The organism is Cellulomonas dongxiuzhuiae (genome assembly GCF_018623035.1).
Lineage (GTDB): Bacteria > Actinomycetota > Actinomycetes > Actinomycetales > Cellulomonadaceae > Cellulomonas > Cellulomonas dongxiuzhuiae.
The window spans coordinates 762726-779954 of the sequence record NZ_CP076023.1 but is presented as its reverse complement, the minus strand read 5'-3'; the positions used below and the strand labels follow the sequence as shown (position 1 = coordinate 779954).

At 76.4% G+C, this 17229-nt stretch carries 12 protein-coding genes; 9 read left to right on the top strand and 3 right to left on the bottom strand.

What is annotated here, in order from left to right; translation table 11 throughout:
* Window positions 1–52: 52 nt before the first annotated feature.
* The 5 genes from KKR89_RS03605 to KKR89_RS03585 all read left to right on the top strand — a co-directional run bounded on the left by KKR89_RS03605 (window position 53) and on the right by KKR89_RS03585 (window position 8464).
* Entirely contained in the window at window positions 53–2446 is a 2394-nt protein-coding gene (locus KKR89_RS03605; protein WP_208197899.1) for a helicase-associated domain-containing protein, read from the top strand.
* Window positions 2447–2518: 72 nt separating this feature from the next.
* Entirely contained in the window at window positions 2519–4165 is a 1647-nt protein-coding gene (locus tag KKR89_RS03600) for a DNA repair helicase XPB (protein WP_208197898.1), read from the top strand.
* 170 nt (window positions 4166–4335) lie between these two features.
* On the top strand, window positions 4336–5376 hold the full coding sequence (locus tag KKR89_RS03595) for a GNAT family N-acetyltransferase (RefSeq protein WP_208197897.1): 1041 nt from the start codon (window positions 4336–4338) through the stop codon (window positions 5374–5376).
* A 159-nt stretch (window positions 5377–5535) separates the two neighbouring features.
* Window positions 5536–7596, top strand: a complete 2061-nt coding sequence (locus KKR89_RS03590) for a TPM domain-containing protein (protein ID WP_251141001.1) — start codon at window positions 5536–5538, stop codon at window positions 7594–7596.
* Window positions 7597–7684: 88 nt separating this feature from the next.
* On the top strand, window positions 7685–8464 hold the full coding sequence (locus KKR89_RS03585; protein WP_208197896.1) for a PspA/IM30 family protein: 780 nt from the start codon (window positions 7685–7687) through the stop codon (window positions 8462–8464).
* A gap of 61 nt (window positions 8465–8525) precedes the next feature.
* On the opposite strand, the gene KKR89_RS03580 is transcribed toward KKR89_RS03585, so the two are convergent.
* Window positions 8526–9308: a type 1 glutamine amidotransferase gene (locus tag KKR89_RS03580; protein ID WP_208197895.1), complete on the bottom strand. Its 783-nt coding sequence runs from the start codon at window positions 9306–9308 to the stop codon at window positions 8526–8528.
* A gap of 185 nt (window positions 9309–9493) precedes the next feature.
* On the opposite strand from KKR89_RS03580, the gene KKR89_RS03575 reads away from it, so the two are divergent.
* From KKR89_RS03575 to KKR89_RS03565, 3 genes are read left to right on the top strand one after another with little or no spacing between them, the layout of a single operon-like run.
* On the top strand, window positions 9494–10213 hold the full coding sequence (locus KKR89_RS03575; RefSeq protein WP_208197894.1) for a response regulator transcription factor: 720 nt from the start codon (window positions 9494–9496) through the stop codon (window positions 10211–10213).
* Window positions 10210–11760, top strand: a complete 1551-nt coding sequence (locus tag KKR89_RS03570) for a sensor histidine kinase (RefSeq protein WP_307802243.1) — start codon at window positions 10210–10212, stop codon at window positions 11758–11760. Before KKR89_RS03575 ends, KKR89_RS03570 begins: the two co-directional genes overlap by 4 nt.
* A 9-nt stretch (window positions 11761–11769) precedes the next feature.
* Window positions 11770–12582 (top strand): HD domain-containing protein, encoded by an 813-nt coding sequence (locus KKR89_RS03565; RefSeq protein ID WP_243883434.1) that lies wholly within the window; start codon window positions 11770–11772, stop codon window positions 12580–12582.
* A gap of 39 nt (window positions 12583–12621) precedes the next feature.
* On the opposite strand, the gene KKR89_RS03560 is transcribed toward KKR89_RS03565, so the two are convergent.
* Window positions 12622–12912: a WXG100 family type VII secretion target gene (locus KKR89_RS03560; RefSeq protein WP_208197893.1), complete on the bottom strand. Its 291-nt coding sequence runs from the start codon at window positions 12910–12912 to the stop codon at window positions 12622–12624.
* A gap of 201 nt (window positions 12913–13113) precedes the next feature.
* Here KKR89_RS03560 and KKR89_RS03555 point away from each other — a divergent pair, with 201 nt between their 5' ends.
* The gene (locus KKR89_RS03555) at window positions 13114–13401 is read left to right on the top strand and encodes a DUF4031 domain-containing protein (RefSeq protein WP_208197892.1); all 288 of its coding nucleotides are present in this window, start codon (window positions 13114–13116) and stop codon (window positions 13399–13401) included.
* A gap of 8 nt (window positions 13402–13409) precedes the next feature.
* Here KKR89_RS03555 and uca read toward each other — a convergent pair whose 3' ends face one another.
* On the bottom strand, window positions 13410–17045 hold the full coding sequence (gene uca, locus KKR89_RS03550; RefSeq protein WP_208197891.1) for an urea carboxylase: 3636 nt from the start codon (window positions 17043–17045) through the stop codon (window positions 13410–13412).
* Window positions 17046–17229 lie beyond the last annotated feature (184 nt).

The following is a 17229-nucleotide window of genomic DNA, read 5'->3' as shown; positions in this document are numbered from 1 at the left end:
CATGTCCCGGCGCGCGGGACCACAGGTGCGACGCCCACGTATCGTGGAGCGGATGGCCACGTTCACCGGGTACCTGCGCGCACGCAGCGACGACGAGCTCGTCGCGCTGCTCGTGCGCCGCCCCGACCTGGCCACGCCGCACCCCGCGACGATGGCGTCCCTCGCCGCGCGCGCCACCAGCCGCTCGAGCCTCGACCGCGCGCTGACCTGGGTGGACGCGCTCGTGCTGCAGGTGCTCGAGGCGGTCGTCGTGCTCACCCCGCGCACGGGCGCCCCCTCCCGGCAGGACGTGCTCACCGCCGTCGGGGCGGGCCCGGACGACGCGTCCGCCGTGACGCGCGCCCTCGACGACGCCGTCGCGCTCCTGCTGCTGTGGCCCGACGACGACGGGGCGCTGCACCCGGCGCCGGGGCTGGTCGACGCGCTGGGCGGGTCCGTCGCAGGCCTCGCCCCGGGGACCGAGGACGTCGACGGCCCGGGCGGGCCTACGGGACCGGCCACGGGTGACGACGGGCCGCTCGCGGTGCTCGCCGACGCACCCCCGGCGGCGGGCCCGGTGCTCGACGCCCTCACGTGGGGCCCGCCCGTGGGGCTCGTGCCGCCTCCCGGCACCACCGCCGCCGACGCCGTGACGTGGCTGCTCGCGCACGGCCTGCTGGTCCGCGGCGACGGCCGGCACGTGCTGCTGCCGCGGGACGTGGCGCTCGCGCTGCGGGGCGGGCGCACCCACCGCGCGCCGGCCCTCGCGCCGACGTCGGCCGACGCGCCCGTGCGGGACCCGCAGACCGTCGCCGCGGAGTCGGCCCGCGCGGCCGAGCACACCGTGCGCCTGGTCCGTCAGCTGCTGACCCGCTGGGAGCAGTCGCCGCCGCACGTCCTGCGGGGCGGCGGCCTGGGGGCGCGGGACCTGCGCCGCACCGCGCAGGGGCTCGACGTGGACGACGCGCACGCCGCGTGGCTCGTCGAGACCGCCGCGGCGGCCGGGCTGCTGGCCGACGACGGCGAGGAGACCCCGTCGTTCGTGCCGACCCTCGAGGCCGACGCGTGGTCCGCGCAGGACGTCGCGCCGCGGTGGGGTGCGCTCGCGCGCGCGTGGCTCGCGTCAGCCCGCACGCCGTGGCTCGTCGGGGCGCGCGACGAGCGCGGTGCGCTGCGTGCCGCGCTGGACCCCGAGCTGAGCCGGCCTTGGGTGCCGCGGCTGCGGCGCGCGGTCCTCGACGTGCTGGCGGCCGCACCCGTCGGCGCCGGCCTGTCCGCCGCGGACGTCCACGCGGCGCTGCAGTGGCGCTCACCGCGGTCGGTGCCGCCGCTGTCCGCGGTCGAGGCGGTGCTCACCGACGCGACGCGCCTGGGCGTGCTCGGCGCCGGTGCGCTGGCGGCCGCGGGCCGCGCGCTGCTCGCGGGCGACGACGCGGTCGAGGCGCTCGCCGCGGACCTGCCCGCGCCCGTCGAGGAGATCCTGCTGCAGGGCGACCTCACCGGCGTCGTGCCCGGACGCCCGGGGGCGGACCTCGAGGACCTGCTGGACCTGGCCGCGGTCGTCGAGTCCCGCGGTGGCGCGGTGACGGTGCGGTTCACCGCCGACTCCGTGCTGCGCGCGCTGGACGCGGGCACCACGGCGGACGACCTGCTCTCGCGGCTGTCCGCCGCCGCACGGGGACGCGTCCCGCAGCCGCTGGAGTACCTGGTGCGGGACGTCGCGCGGCGGCACGGCCGGCTGCGGGCCGGTGCGGCGTCGTCGTACGTCCGCGCCGACGACCCCGCGCTGCTGGCCGGGCTCGCCGACGACCCCCACCTCGCGTCGCTGCGGCTGCGGCTCCTGGCCCCGACCGTGCTCGTCGCCGACGCCTCGCCGAGCGAGCTGCTCGCCGCGCTGCGCGCGCGCGGCCTGGCGCCCGTCGCGGAGGACGCGCAGGGCTCGGTCGTGCACGCCGTCGCACCCGAGCGGCGCGTCCGTGCACGTGCCGCCCGCACGTCCCCGGTGCGCGAGCGTCCGCTGCCCGAGCGCGCCGCGTCCGTCGTCGCGACGCTGCGCCGGGGCGACGTCGGCGAGCCCGCGTCGCGCACCCCCGACGCGCGGCACGCCACCGACGCCCCCGGCTCGTACCTGACGCGCTCGGTCGACGTCGCGCACGCCACGGCCGCGAGCCGCCGGGCACGCGCGCCGCGCACCGCCGAGGCGGCGGGACCCGGCCGGGCGCGCGCGGCCGGCGGAACATCCGAGCCCGCCGACCTGTTGGTGGTCCTGCGGGAGGCGGCGCAGGCGCGCACGTCCGTGTGGGTCGAGATGGTCGGCCCCGACGGCCGGTCGCAGCGTCGCCTCGTGCGGCCGCTGAGGGTGGAGGGCGGCCGGCTGCGCGCGCTGGACCCGCAGCGCGAGGCCGAGCTCACCGTCGCCGTCCACCGCATCGCGGGCGTCGAGCCTGCCGACACACCTGCCTCATGAGACCGGGACCGCCGGGCGCGCGCGCGTCCGGACCGTCGGTCCCGCGAGTACGACGCAACCAGGGAGAACCGAGTGCCCGACGGCCCGCTGATCGTCCAGTCCGACAAGACCCTCCTGCTGGAGGTCGACCACGACCAGGCCGACGCGTGCCGCCGCGCCATCGCCCCCTTCGCCGAGCTGGAGCGCGCGCCGGAGCACGTCCACACCTACCGGCTGACGCCGCTGGGGCTGTGGAACGCGCGCGCCGCCGGGCACGACGCCGAGCAGGTCGTCGACACCCTCCTGGAGTTCAGCCGCTACCCCGTGCCGCACGCGCTGCTCGTCGACGTCGCGGAGACGATGTCCCGCTACGGGCGGCTGCAGCTGGTCCAGGACCCGGTGCACGGGCTCGTGCTGCACGCGCTCGACGCGGCCGTCCTCGCCGAGGTCATGAAGTCGCGGCGCACCGCGGGGCTGCTGGGCGAGCGGATCGACAGCACCGACGTGATCGTGCACCCGTCCGAACGGGGCAACATCAAGCAGGTGCTGGTCAAGCTCGGCTGGCCGGCGGAGGACCTCGCCGGGTACGTCAACGGCGAGGCCCACGAGATCGGGCTGCTGGAGGACGGCTGGTCGCTGCGGCCGTACCAGAAGCAGGCCGTCGACGGGTTCTTCCACGGCGGGTCGGGTGTCGTGGTGCTGCCCTGCGGGGCCGGCAAGACGCTCGTCGGCGCGGGTGCGATGGCGCGCTCGTCGACCACCACTCTGATCCTGGTGACCAACACCGTCTCCGCGCGGCAGTGGCGCGACGAGCTCGTCAAGCGCACGACGCTGACCGAGGACGAGATCGGCGAGTACTCCGGCACCCGCAAGGAGGTCCGGCCCGTCACGATCGCGACGTACCAGGTGCTGACGACCAAGCGGAAGGGCGTCTACACGCACCTCGAGCTGCTGGACGCCCGCGACTGGGGCCTCATCGTCTACGACGAGGTCCACCTGCTGCCGGCGCCGATCTTCCGCATGACCGCGAACCTGCAGGCGCGCCGCCGCCTGGGGCTGACGGCGACGCTCGTGCGCGAGGACGGCCGCGAGGACGAGGTGTTCTCCCTCATCGGCCCCAAGCGGTTCGACGCGCCGTGGAAGGACATCGAGTCCCAGGGGTACATCGCCCCCGCCGAGTGCGTCGAGGTGCGCCTGACGCTGCCGGACCACGAGCGCATGACGTACGCGACCGCCGAGCCCGAGGACCGGTACCGGCTCGCGGCGACCGCCGCGGGCAAGAACCGGGTCGTCGACTCGCTGGTGTCGAAGCACGCCGGTGAGCAGACGCTCGTCATCGGCCAGTACCTCGACCAGCTGCACGACCTGGCCGAGCACCTGGGAGCCGACCTCATCACCGGGGAGACGACCGTCCGCGAGCGCCAGCGCCTGTTCGAGGCCTTCCGCACGGGCGAGATCACGACGCTGGTGGTGTCCAAGGTCGCGAACTTCTCGATCGACCTGCCCGAGGCGTCGGTCGCCATCCAGGTCTCCGGGTCGTTCGGCTCGCGCCAGGAGGAGGCCCAGCGCCTCGGCCGGATCATGCGCCCCAAGGCCGACGGCAAGACGGCGCACTTCTACACCGTCGTCGCGCGCGACACCGTCGACCAGGACTTCGCCGCCCACCGCCAGCGCTTCCTGGCGGAGCAGGGCTACGCCTACACGATCGTCGACGCCGAGGACCTGGGCGTCGCCCGCTGAACCCCACGCCCGCTGAGCTCACGCCCCGCTGAACCCACCGCGGACGTGGTCGCACGTGTGACCACTCCATGCTCGGCACGACGCAGATGTGCCCACTTCGCCGGTGCGGGCGCCGTACCGCACCCGGGGTCGGCGCACGCGGGCGCGGACCTGCGAGAAACTAGGGATCGATGACCTCTCTGCTGCTGGACCCTGACCTCCTGTCGACAGCTCTGCCCGCCGGGTGGCACGCCGCCCTGCCAGGACCGGACGACGTGGCCGAACTGCACGCGTTGCGCGCACGGCACGAGGTCGCCGCGCGGGGTGCGGAGTCGGCGGGGCTCGACGCGACCCGCGCCGAGCTCACGGGGGACGCAGCCGCCAGCCGCGCGCACATGGTGGTGCGGGACGCCTCCGGTGCCGCGCGCGGGTGGGCGACCGCGCAGGACCGTGCCGCGGGTCGCGTGCTCGTGGCCGTCGTCGTCGACCCCGAGCTCGACGACGCGACGGGTGACGAGGTCGCGGCGGTGCTCTTCGCGTGGGCCGAGGGCGCCGGTGTGGCGCAGGCGCGCGCCCGGGGGCTGACCCGCACGCAGCTCGACAGCGGCGCCTTCGAGCCCGACGCGCGCCACCAGCGCCGGCTCGCCGCCGCGGGCTACGAGCACGTCCGGACGTGGTGGCAGATGCGCCGCCCGGTGGTCGACTCCGACCACGGCCTGCGCCCCACCGGCCCGGGCGTGGTGGTCCGCCGGCTGGACCGCGAGGAGGGCGCGATGCCCGGGACGCGCGACCTGGCAGCGGCGCACGACGTCCTCGAGCAGGCGTTCGGCGACCACTTCAACTACCACGAGGAGACGTTCGACGAGTTCCTCGCCCGGCTGCGGTCGGACCCGGGTCACCGGTGGGACCACTGGTGGCTCGCCGAGCTCGTCGACGGTGACGAGCCGCAGGCGGTCGGGGTGCTCATCGCGAGCGCGTCGACCGACGCCGGTGGCCGCGCGGTGGGCAGCTACGTCGAGTACCTCGGCGTCCGGCGGGAGGCCCGCGGTCGCGGCGTCGCGCGCTCGCTCCTCGACGCGGTCGTCACGGACGCCGCCGAGCGCGGCCGGGCGTACGTCGGGCTCGAGGTCGACGCGGACTCCCCCACGGGTGCGGCGGACCTGTACCTGTCCTCCGGCTACACGACGTCGTACGTCACGCAGTCCTGGCACCGGTACGTCGACGTCCGCTGAGTCGCACGGCCGGCGAGGTCGGCCTCCTGCGCGACCTGTACCGCGCCGGCTTCCGGGTGCGCTGACCGGGCCTGCGGGCTGCGACACGCGGGACCCCGCCGGAACCTCCCGCACCGGTGTCGCGTTGCCCTGGGTGACACCCTGAGAAAGGATCGACACGTGCCCCTGGCCCGTCGCGCCCTCCGCCCGCTCTGCGCCCTCGCCGCCGGCGCGGTGATCGTCGTCGCCGGAGCAGGAGGCGCCGCCGCGCAGGCGCCGTTCGACCTCGGGGGCGAGACCGTCGTCGACCGCGCCGGTGTGCTCCAGGACCCGGCGGCCGTGCAGCAGGCCGTGGACCGCGTCGGGCAGGAGACCCCGTACCGGCTGACCGTGGTCTACGTCGACACGTTCGACGGCCTCGGCGCGGAGACGTGGGTGCAGCGCACCGCCGAGGAGTCGGGGCTCGGGCAGTCGGACGCCGTGCTCGCCGTCGCCGTCGAGGACGCGCAGTACACGCTGGCCCCCACCTCGCTCGGCTCGATCACGCCCGCGCAGCTCGACCGGGTCGCGGACGACGTCCGGACCGAGCTGTCGGACGGCGACTGGGACGGCGCCGCGGTCGCGGCCGCCGACGGGATCGTCGAGGCGGCGGGCGGGCGCGCCTCCGGCGCCACGTCAGGCGGCGGGATCTCCGGCGGCGCGCTGACCGCGCTGCTGCTCGTCGGTGCCGCCGTCATCGGCGCGGTGCTGCTGTTCACGTTCCTGCGCCGCCGCACCCAGCGGCCCGCGGGCGTGCTGCGCGACACCGCGGGGGCGACGCGCGTCGCGGGCGCGGCGGACGAGTTCGCGGCCCTGCCGACCGCAGAGCTGGACCACCGCTCGGCGTCTGCGCTCGTCGCGCTCGACGACGCGCTGCGCTCGTCCGAGGAGGAGCTGGGGTTCGCGCAGGCGCAGTTCGGCACCGAGCCCACGCGCGAGTTCGAGACGGTCCTCGCGCAGGGCAAGCAGACGCTCACCGAGGCCTTCCGGCTGCGCCAGACGCTCGACGACGACGTCCCCGACACCGAGGAGCAGGTGCGCGCCACGTCCGCGCAGATCCTGCGGCTGTGCGGGCAGGTCGAGGACGCCCTCGACCAGCAGAAGGACGCGTTCGACCGGCTGCGCGCCATCGAGGCCCGCGTCGACGACGCCATCGAGGCCCACCAGCGCGAGGCGCAGCGGCTGCGCACGCGCGTCGAGCCCGCCCGGGCCGCCGTCACCGCGCTCGCGGCGAGGTACTCCCCCGACACGCTGGGCTCCGTCGCCGGCAACCCGGACCAGGCCGCCCGGCTGCTCGACGACGTCGACGCCGCGCTCACCCAGGCCCGCGCCCGGTCCGCCCAGGGCGACAAGGGCGGTGCCGTCGGGTTCGCCCGCGCCGCGGAGGAGGCGCTGGCGCAGGCCACGACGATGCTCGACGCGGTCGCGTCCGCGGACAGCGAGCTCGCGGCCGCGGGCGCCCGCCTCGAGGCCGGCATCGCGTCGATCACCGCGGACCTGGCCGACGCGGCCCGTCTGGCGCCGGGTGACCCGCAGGTCGCCCCGCACGCGCAGGAGGCCCGCGCGGCCGTCGAGACCGCGCAGGCCGCACGCAGCGGCACGGGCGACCCGCTCGCCGCGCTGCGCCGGCTCACGACCGCCGAGGCCGCGCTCGACGCCGCGCTCGCACCCCGACGCGACGCCGAGGAGCGCGGTCGGCGCGCGCTGGCGCTGCTCGACGACACCCTCGGACGGCTCGACTCCGCCGTGCGCGCGACCACCGACTACATCAGCACCCGCCGCGGCGCCGTCGGGCCGCAGGCCCGCACCCGGCTCGCGGAGGCCGACCGGCTGCGGCTGCGCGCGCTCGACCAGCGCACCACCGACCCCGAGGCGGCCCTGGCCACCGCGCAGCGCGGTGAGCAGCTCGTCGCCGAGGCGCAGCGGCTCGCCCGCACCGACGTCGAGCACGCCCAGCGGTACGACGACGACGACCACCACCGCGGCCAGGGCGGCGGCACCGACGTGGGCGGCATGATCCTCGGCGGCATCCTCATCGACTCGATCCTGCGCGGCGGCGGCCGCGGCGGCGGCGGGTGGGGCGGTGGTGGCGGCAGCTGGGGAGGCGGCGGGTTCGGCGGCGGCGGGCGCGGCGGCGGCTTCGGGGGCGGGTTCGGCGGCGGCGGCGGGTTCGGCGGCGGCGGGCGCGGCGGCGGGTTCTGACGACCACACACGCCCGCCGACGACGGCGGGCGCGGCACGTGACACCGGGCGGACGGTCCGGGTCGGCACCACAGGAGGGCACGACACGATGACCGAGAAGCAGTCGATCTTCGGACGGATCGCGCAGCTGACGCGCGCGAACATCAACGCGCTCATCGACCAGGCCGAGGACCCCCAGAAGATGCTCGACCAGCTCGTGCGGGACTTCACGGGCTCCATCGCGGACGCCGAGAAGGCCATCGCGCAGTCCATCGGCAACCTGCGCCTCGCGGAGCAGGACTACAACGAGGACGTCGCCGCGGCCCGCGACTGGGGCCAGAAGGCCGTGGCGGCGTCGTCGCGCGCCGACCAGTTCCGCGCCGCCGGGGACGCGGCCAACGCCGACAAGTTCGACAACCTCGCCAAGATCGCGATCGGCAAGCAGCTCGCCGCCGAGCAGGAGGTCCGCGACGCGGAGCCCGTCATCGCCTCGCAGCGCGACACGGTCGACAAGCTCAAGTCCGGCCTCGCGGTCATGAAGGACCGCCTCGCGCAGCTCAAGTCGCGCCGCGACACCCTCGTCGCCCGCCAGAAGTCCGCGCAGGCGCAGCGGCAGGTGCAGGAGGCGATCGGCTCGATCAACGTGCTCGACCCGACGAGCGAGATCGCGCGCTTCGAGGAGAAGGTCCGCCGCGAGGAGGCCTACGCGGCGGGCCAGGCCGAGCTGGCGGCGTCGTCGCTCGACGCGCAGTTCGCCGAGCTCGAGTCGGCCGGCACCGAGATCGAGATCGAGGCCCGCCTCGCCGCGCTCAAGCAGGGCGCCAACCCGCGCGAGATCGAGGCGACGACGGTCACGCCCGAGATCGGCACCGGCACCTCGGACGCCTGACGGACGACGACGGCCCCGGTCCCCGCACGTCGCGGGACCGGGGCCGTCGTCGGCGTGGTTCTCAGACGCTCACGCGGTGGGCCGCGGCGCGCTCGTGCACCAGGCCGGCGAACGCGTCGGCGACGGCGCGTCCGGACGTCGCGAGCTCGTCGGCGCGCGCGGTCATCTGCGCGACGACCGCCTCGGTGTCCACGGCGTCGTTCCCCTCCGCCCAGGTGCGGATCGTCGCGGCCCCGGCCTCGGGGTGGAACTGCACGCCCCAGGCGCTGCCGATGCGGAACGCCTGGAAGGGGTACATCGCGGTCGAGGCGAGCCAGACCGCGCCGCGCGGGAGGTCGACGACGGCGTCGCCGTGCATGCTCGGCTGGGGGCTGGTCCGCGCCGCCCCGGCGTGCCGGACGAGCGGGCCGACGAGCGGGTCGGCCGCGGCCTCGGGGCGCCAGCGCACGTCGACGACGCCCGCCTCGCACCCCGGGGGCGCCGCGAGCTCGACGCGTCCGCCGCGCGCGACCGCGAGGAGCTGGGCACCCAGGCAGATGGCGAGGGCCGGGACGTCGGTCGCGCTCACGACGGCCAGCAGGTCGCGCAGCGGCCGGAGCCACGGTGCGGCGGCGTCGTCGTGCGCGGACATCGGGCCGCCCAGGACGACGAGCCCGTCACCCACCTCGGTCGGGCCGGGCAGGGCGTCACCGAGGTCGGCGCGCACGAGGTGCACGTCGATCCCCGTCCACCACTCGGCGAAGCGGTCCAGGCCGCAGTCGGGGGAGCTCTGCACGACGGTGACGCGGGGCCTCGCCCCGGCGTCCGCAGCGTCGAGCGCGTGGTCGCTGAAGGGAACGGTCACGATTCAACGGTAGCGGCGTCAGGCCGCTGCGCCGCATGTCCAGGTCACGTGTCCACAACGATCTGCGTCCTGCCGGATCCGCCCGCCTGCCGCCCGCGCGACGCGTCCAGAAGGCCCCCAGGTGGCACCGCGACCACCTGCCCCGCACCCAGGCGGCTCCCAGGATCCGGCGCGAGAATGGGAGCATGACCAGCACGCCCGAGGCCCGCCTGCTCGTCGTGGACGACGAGCCGAACATCCGTGAGCTGCTCGCGACGTCGCTGCGCTTCGCGGGGTTCGAGGTGCACGCGGCCGCTGACGGGATGTCCGCGCTGCGACTCGCGCGCGACATCGAGCCGGACCTGGTGGTGCTCGACGTCATGCTGCCCGACATGGACGGGTTCACCGTCACCCGCCGGCTGCGCGAGAAGGGCGAGCACGTCCCCGTGCTGTTCCTCACCGCGCGCGACGACACGGCCGACAAGGTGCAGGGCCTGACCGTCGGCGGGGACGACTACGTGACCAAGCCCTTCAGCCTCGAGGAGGTCGTCGCGCGGATCCGGGCGATCCTGCGGCGCACGGCCCCGGACGACGGCATCGGCTCGTCGGTGCTGCGCTACGCCGACCTCGAGCTCGACGACGACACCCACGAGGTGCGCCGCGCGGGGCAGGCGGTCGACCTGTCCCCCACCGAGTTCAAGCTGCTGCGGTACCTCATGCTCAACCCGCAGCGCGTGCTGTCCAAGACGCAGATCCTCGACCACGTGTGGCAGTACGAGTGGGGCGGCGACGCCAACATCGTCGAGTCCTACATCTCCTACCTGCGCCGCAAGATCGACCACCTCACCGACGCCGAGGGCAACCGGCTGCCCCCGCTCATCCACACCCGGCGAGGCGTCGGGTACCTGCTGCGCGAGTCCGCGTGACCGGACGCGCGGGCACGCTGCGCGGCGCTCGGCCCGTCGCGGCGGCGCGCAGGGTGTGGCGCGGCATGTCGTTGCACTGGCGGCTGGTGACGATCACCGCCGTCCTGCTCGGGACCGGTCTGGTCGTCGCCGGGGTCACCGCCACGACGCTGCTCGAGCGGAACCTGCTCGCACCGGTCGACGAGAAGCTGGCCACCGAGGCGCAGTCCGTCGCCGGGGAGGCGCTCGGGTACCTCACCAGCCAGCGCGGTCACATCGGCCCGACGGACTACTACGTGCGGGTGCAGACCCGCGCTCAGGAGGCCGCGGTCGTCAGCCCCGCCACCGAGCAGATGTACGGCATCCCGCGGGTCGCCGACCTGACGGCGGTCGACGCGTCGGCGATCAGCGGCGAGCCGTTCACCGTGCCCTCGACGCGCACCGGCTCCCCCTGGCGCGTCGTCGCCTACCCGTTCCAGGCGTCGGACGGCACGGCCGGGTCGGTCGTCGTCGGCCTGCCGCTGCGGGACCTGCACGGGACGGTCGTCGCGATGGCCTGGAGCCTGGCCGCGTCGGGTCTGCTCATCGTCGTGGCGGGGGTCGTCGCGGGCGGCTGGGCGGTCCGGCGGTCGCTGCGGCCCCTCGCGGAGATCGAGCGGACCGCCGCCGAGATCGCCGCGGGCGACCTGTCGCAGCGCGTGCCCGTCGCGCCGGCGAGCACCGAGGTCGGCCGTCTCGGCGCGGCGCTCAACGGCATGCTCGCGCAGATCGAGGAGGCGTTTGACGCGCGCACCGCGTCCGAGGCGAGGATGCGGCGGTTCGTGGCCGACGCGTCCCACGAGCTGCGCACGCCCCTGGCCGCGATCCGCGGGTACGCCGAGCTGTACCGCATGGGCGCGACGACGACGCCCGAGCAGATCGCGGACACCATGCGGCGCATCGAGAGCTCCGCGGCACGCATGGGCTCGCTCGTCGAGGACCTGCTCGCGCTGGCCCGGCTCGACGAGGGGCGGCGCGGCAGCATCGGCCCGGTCGACCTGACGGTGCTGGCCGCCGACGCGGTCAGCGACCTGCGCGCGCTGGACCCGCAGCGTCCGGTGCGCCTCGTGGCGCTCGACGGGCTGACGGCCCCGCGGGTCGTCGTCGGCGACGAGGAGCGGCTCCGGCAGGTGCTGGCCAACCTCGTCGGCAACGCGGCCCGCCACACGCCCGCCGCGACGCCCGTCGAGATCGCCGTGGGCGCCGCGGGCGACGAGACGGCCGTCATCGAGGTGCGCGACCACGGCCCCGGCATCCCCCCCGAGCACGCCGAACGCGTCTTCGAGCGGTTCTACCGCATCGACGCGTCGCGCACGCGCGACTCGGGAGGGTCGGGCCTCGGCATGGCGATCGTGGCCGCGATCGTCGCGTCCCACGGCGGGACCGTCGCGGTGCACCCGACCCCCGGCGGTGGCGCGACCGTGCGTGTCGAGCTGCCCGTGGCCGGTCCCCCTCACGCATCCCGACCCTCGGGTGCGCCGCCTGCCGCGGAGGTGGCTACGATGACGGGTCCGTCGTCAACGTCGTGAGGCTGATCCATGGGCGTCCATGACGCACCCGCCTGGCTGGTCCCGGCTTTCACCCGCAACGTCGCCGAGGCCGGAGGCACCGCACCGGTCGAGCAGGTCCGGCGCACCGCCGAGGACCTCCTGGAGAGGTGGACCCGGCCCGAGCGCCACTTCCACAACCTCCGGCACCTGGTCGACGTGCTCGCGCGCGTCGACGAGCTCGACGAGGAGGCGCACCACCCCGAGCTCGTCCGGCTCGCCGCCTGGTACCACGGCGCGGTGTTCGACTCCGCCGAGCGCAAGGCGTACGCCAACCGCGGCGGCGAGGACGAGGCCGCGAGCGCCGTCCTGGCCCGCGAGCAGCTCACCGGGCTGGGCGTGCCGGAGAAGCAGGCGCAGCGCGTCGCGGACCTCGTCTCCGCGCTGGTCCGGCACTCCCCCGACGTGAAGGACACCGACTGCGCGGTCCTGTGCGACGCGGACCTCGCGATGCTGGCGACCGAGCCGCAGCGGTACAAGGCCTATCTCCAGGACGTCCGTGCCGAGTACGCCCACCTGCCGGTCGCGGACTACGTGCGCGCGCGCCTGCGCATCCTGCGCAAGCTCCTGGCACGGCCGTCGCTGTTCGTCAGCCCGCTCGCCCAGCCCTGGGAGGAGCCCGCGCGGCAGAACGTCTCGGCGGAGCTGCAGCGCCTCGAGAAGGAGATCGCCCGCCTCGAGAAGGCCGAGGCCGAGAACGCCGAGGCAGCGAAGGCCGAGGCCGGCCAGGACGCTGACACGCAGCAGGCCGGCACGGCGGACGCGACGAACGCGACCACGACGCCGTCCACCCGCCGGGACTGAGGAGCGCACCGCGCGGGCACACCGCCACGCGCGCCGACGTCAGTGCGCGAACAGCCGCGCCGCGTGCGCCTCCGCGTCGGCGTACGTGCGCGCCGCCGCCTGCATCGCCGCGGCGATCTGCGCGAGGGACTGCTCGACGCGGGCCTGGGTCACGTTCCACTCGGCGACGACCGCCCCGAACGCCCCGGCGGCACCGCCACGCCACGTCGCCTGCAGCTCGACGAGCTGGCGCTGCATCGCGGCGACCTCGGCCTGGATGCTCGCGGAGCGCGCCAGCACCGCCGCCGCGGACCCGTCGAGCTGTGCGGCGTCGACCTCGTACCTGCTCATGGACGTCCTCCTGGTGCGGGGTGCCGCCGTGCGCGGCACCGACCACCCCGACGCTAGGGAACAGGGCGCGTCGACGGGCGGCCCCCTCCCGCGCCGGTGGACGGACCGGCCCGGGGTGGGACCTGGGGTCGGCTCGAGGGACGGGACCGGCGTGCGGTCGCCCCGGACGGGTCCGCCCCCCGCATCTCGTAGCCTCGGGTGGTGACCGTCCTCGTCGACCCCCCGCTGTGGCCCCGGCACGGCACGGTGTGGGGGCACCTCGTGAGCGACACCTCGTACGACGAGCTGCACGCCTTCGCGGCCCGCGCCGGCATCCCGCGGCGCGCGTTCGACCACGACCACTACGACGTGCCGGTCGAGCGGTGGGACGAGGTGGTCGCGCTGGGCGCCGAGCCCGTCGGCACGCGCGACCTCGTCCGCCGCCTGCGCGCGTCGGGCCTGCGCGTCACCGCCCGCGCGCGCCGCGCCCCCTCACCCCTGGGCGGCTGAGCCCGCCGTCACGCCGGGACCTGCAGGACCGCGAGCGGCGTGCCCGGTGCCACGGCGTGCCCCGGCTCGACGAGCACGCGGACGACCCGGCCGTCCGCGGGCGCCGCGACCGGCAGCTCGAGCTTCATGGCCTCCAGGGCGACGAGCAGGTCACCCGCCCGGACGTCGGCGCCGACCGCGGCCGCCACCCGCCAGACGGTCCCGACCACGGGCGACTCGACGAGGACGTGACCGGGTCGCAGGTCGGCGGGCGCGACGTCGCCGTCCCGCGCGGGCCCGGGGCGGCGCTCGGTCGGCACGTCGGCGCCGGCGCGGACGTCGAGCTCGCCCGCCGCCGCCCACGCGGCGCGCTCGGCCGCGAAGGCCTGCGCGCGCCGGCTGCGGGTCGCGGCGATCTCGTGCGCGTGCGCGGCGAGCAGCGCGCGGTGCTCGCGAGCGGAGAACGCCCCCTGCTCGATGCGCACGTCGAGCCGCCCGGCGGCGAACAGGGCCCGCTGCTCCGTCAGCTCGGACGCGCTGACGGGGTGCCACACGATGCGGTCGAAGAACCGCAGCAGCCACGGCACGCCCGCCGCGAACGGCCCGTGCCGGCGGTAGGCCGACCAGACGGGCAGCGTCCGCCCGACCAGCTGGTACCCGCCCGGGGAGTCCATGCCGTAGACGCAGAGGTACTGCCCGCCCAGCCCCACCGTGCCCGCCGCCGTCCACGTGCGGGCGGGGTTGTACTTGGTCGTCAGGAGCCGGTGCCGCGGGTCGAGCGGCACCGCGAGCGGCGCCCCGAGGTAGACGTCGCCCAGGCCGACCACCAGGTACTCCGCCGCGGCCACGGTCGCCAGCACGTCGTCCGCCGACGCCAGCCCGTTCATGCGGCGCACCAGCTCGACGTTCGAGGGCAGCCACGGCGCGCGGGCGCGCACGCCGACCGTGTACCGCTCGACGGCCTCGGTCACGGCAGGGTCGTCGAACGCGATCGGCAGGTGCAGGCGCCGCGACGGCACGACGAGCGCGTCGGTCGGCGGCAGGTCCGCCTCGAGGGCACCGAGGACCTCGACGAGCTCGCCCACGGGCAGCTGCGCCGGGTCGACGTGCACGTGCAGGCTGCGGACGCCGGGCGTGACGTCGACGACGCCGGGCACCCCCCGGGCGCGCAGCGCCTCGCCGAGCGCGTGCACGCGCAGCCGAAACCCCAGGTCCAGCACCGGTGGGCCGTACTCGACGAGCACGTTGTCGTCGGCACCACGCCGGTAGACCACCTCGGGGCACCCCAGCGGGTCGTCGCCGTCGGCGTGGACGTGGGCCAGCACGCCGTCGTCGCGGTCGGGTCCGCTGCGCAGGGCCTCGGGCAGCGTCGCGGCGGCGCGCCGGACCACCGACGTCCGCAGCACCTCGGCCGCGGCGGTGTCGACCGGGACCAGGCGCACGGTGTCGCCGGGCCTGATCTGACCCAGGCGCCAGCGGTGCCCGGCGACGACGGTCACCGGGCACACGAACCCGCCGAGGGACGGGCCGTCCGGGCCGAGCAGGATCGGGGTGTCGCCCGAGAGGTTGAGCGCACCGACGCTGTACGGGTTGTCGTGCAGGTTCGACGGGTGCAGACCGGCCTCGCCGCCGTCGGACCGCGCCCAGCGCAGCCGGGGCCCGGACAGCCGGATGCCGCTGCGGTCGGTGTGCGCCTGGACGCGCCACGTCGCGCCGTACAGGGTCGTCATGTCCTCGCGGGTCAGGTACGTCGGTGCGGGCTGCGGCCCCTCCTGCACCGCGACCTCCCAGGCGTGCGTGAACCCGGGACGCACGTCGAGAGGCACGGGCGCCGCGGGCCGCGCGTCGCCCGGGACAGGCGCGGGGACCAGCACGTCGCCCGTCGCGAGCGCGCTGCCGGTGTACCCGCCGAACCCGCCGGGCGCGAACGTCGCCGAGGAGCCCAGGTAGCGCGGGACGTCGAGGCCCCCGCGCACGAGCACGTACGTCCGCAGGCCGGGCCCGTCGGGGGTGCCGACGTCGAGGACGCCGCCGGCCGGCACGTCGACGGGCTCCCACAGCGGGACGTGCGCACCGTCGAGCGTCACGGGCGCCGGCGCACCCGTGACGCACACGACCCTCGCGTGGCTGAACCGCAGCCGCGGGCCGGCGAGCGTGCACTCGAGCCCGGGCGCGCCCTCGGGGTTGCCGAGCGCGGTGTTGCCGAGCCGGAAGGACAGGTCGTCCATGGGCCCCGACGGGCAGATGCCCACGTCCCAGTGCCCGAGGCGCCCGGGCCAGTCCTGCACGGTCGTCAGGACGCCCGGGCGCAGCACCTCGACCCACGGCTCGTCGTCCCTCACGCCCGCCAGCGTCGTCGTCGTGTGGCGGGCGGCGCGGACGTCCTCGGCAGCGACCGCGGCGCGCAGCAGCGGGAGGTTCGTCGCGATGCCGTGCACCGCCGTGCCGGCCAGGGCGGCCGCGGCGGCGGACAGCGCGCCCGCACGGTCGGCGGCGTGCACGACGACCTTGGCCAGCAGCGGGTCGTAGTGCGTCGTCACCTCCTGGCCCGCCTCCGCCCACGTGTCGACGCGGACCCCGGGCGGGAACGTGACGGCGGTGAGCAGCCCGGCACCGGGGCGGTGGTCGCGGCGCGGGTCCTGCGCGAGCACACGCGCCTCGACGGCGTGCCCGCGCAGCGGCGGCCCGGTGTCCGCGAGCGCGGCGAGCTCGGTGCGCAGGTCGTCGTCGCCGCGCGCGAGGCGCAGCATCCACGCGACCAGGTCGACCCCCGTGACCTCCTCGGTCACGGTGTGCTCGACCTGCAGCCGCGGGTTGACCTCGAGGAAGGCGGCGTCACCGCGCTCGACGTCGAGGACGTACTCCACCGTGCCGACCGACCGGTACCCGACCGACGCCGTCAGCGCGCGGGCCCACGACGCGAGCCGCTCGCGCAGGTCGGCCGGCAGCGCGGGCGCGGGCGCCTCCTCGACCACCTTCTGGTGGCGGCGCTGCAGCGAGCAGTCGCGGTCCCCCAGACTCACGACGCGTCCGGCACCGTCGCCGAACACCTGCACCTCGACGTGCCGGGCACGGCGCACGAGGCGCTCGACGAACAGGCCGTCGCGGGCGGCCGCGAGGCGTGCGAGGTGCGCGTACGCGGCGCGCACGTCGGCGGGCGTCCGGCACGCGCGCAGGCCCGCACCCCCACCCCCGCCGACGGCCTTGAGCATCACGGGGTACCCGATGCGCTCGGCGGCGGCCAGCGCGTCCGCGACGTCCGCGAGCAGACCGCTGCCGTCCAGCAGCGGGATCCCCAGGTCGTGCGCGGCGCGGCGGGCACGGTGCTTGTCGCCGAGGAGGGCGAGCTGCCCGGGCGTCGGGCCGACGAACGTCAGGCCGGCCGCCTCGACGGCGGTCGCGAAGGCGGCGTCCTCCGACAGCGGCCCGTACCCGGGGTGGATCGCCCCGGCCCCGGTGGCGAGCGCGGCGTCGAGGACCCGGCCGACGTGCCGGTAGGCGTCGGGCGACCCGAGCGGCACCGCGACGTCCGCGAGCCGCACGTGCGGGGCGGCCGCGTCGACGTCGGAGTGGACCGCGACCGTGCGCAGGCCCAGCTCGGCCGCCGTGCGCAGCACGCGCACGGCGATCTCGCCGCGGTCGGCCACGAGCAGGGTGTCGAGCACGGCGTCCTCCGGGTCGGGACCGGCGTGTCTGCACTTCGGCACCCGGACCGTAGGAAGCCGCTGTTGCCGGGGACGCGCGGAGGCGTGAACGGTACGTAACGTACCTGCGTCCGCGGCGGCACCGGGTGATCCGCCGGGCGCGCGCCACGCCGTGGGCACGTCGGCGCGGACGTCCCCCCGGGCG

What these genes read in the sequence shown, in the direction of transcription:
- KKR89_RS03605 (WP_208197899.1), top strand. Translation starts at nt 53, where the DNA reads ATGGCCACGTTCACCGGGTACCTGCGCGCACGCAGCGACGACGAGCTC.
- KKR89_RS03595 (WP_208197897.1), top strand. Translation starts at nt 4,336, where the DNA reads ATGACCTCTCTGCTGCTGGACCCTGACCTCCTGTCGACAGCTCTGCCC.
- KKR89_RS03585 (WP_208197896.1), top strand. Translation starts at nt 7,685, where the DNA reads ATGACCGAGAAGCAGTCGATCTTCGGACGGATCGCGCAGCTGACGCGC.
- KKR89_RS03575 (WP_208197894.1), top strand. Translation starts at nt 9,494, where the DNA reads ATGACCAGCACGCCCGAGGCCCGCCTGCTCGTCGTGGACGACGAGCCG.
- KKR89_RS03565 (WP_243883434.1), top strand. Translation starts at nt 11,770, where the DNA reads ATGGGCGTCCATGACGCACCCGCCTGGCTGGTCCCGGCTTTCACCCGC.
- KKR89_RS03560 (WP_208197893.1), bottom strand. Translation starts at nt 12,912, where the DNA reads ATGAGCAGGTACGAGGTCGACGCCGCACAGCTCGACGGGTCCGCGGCG.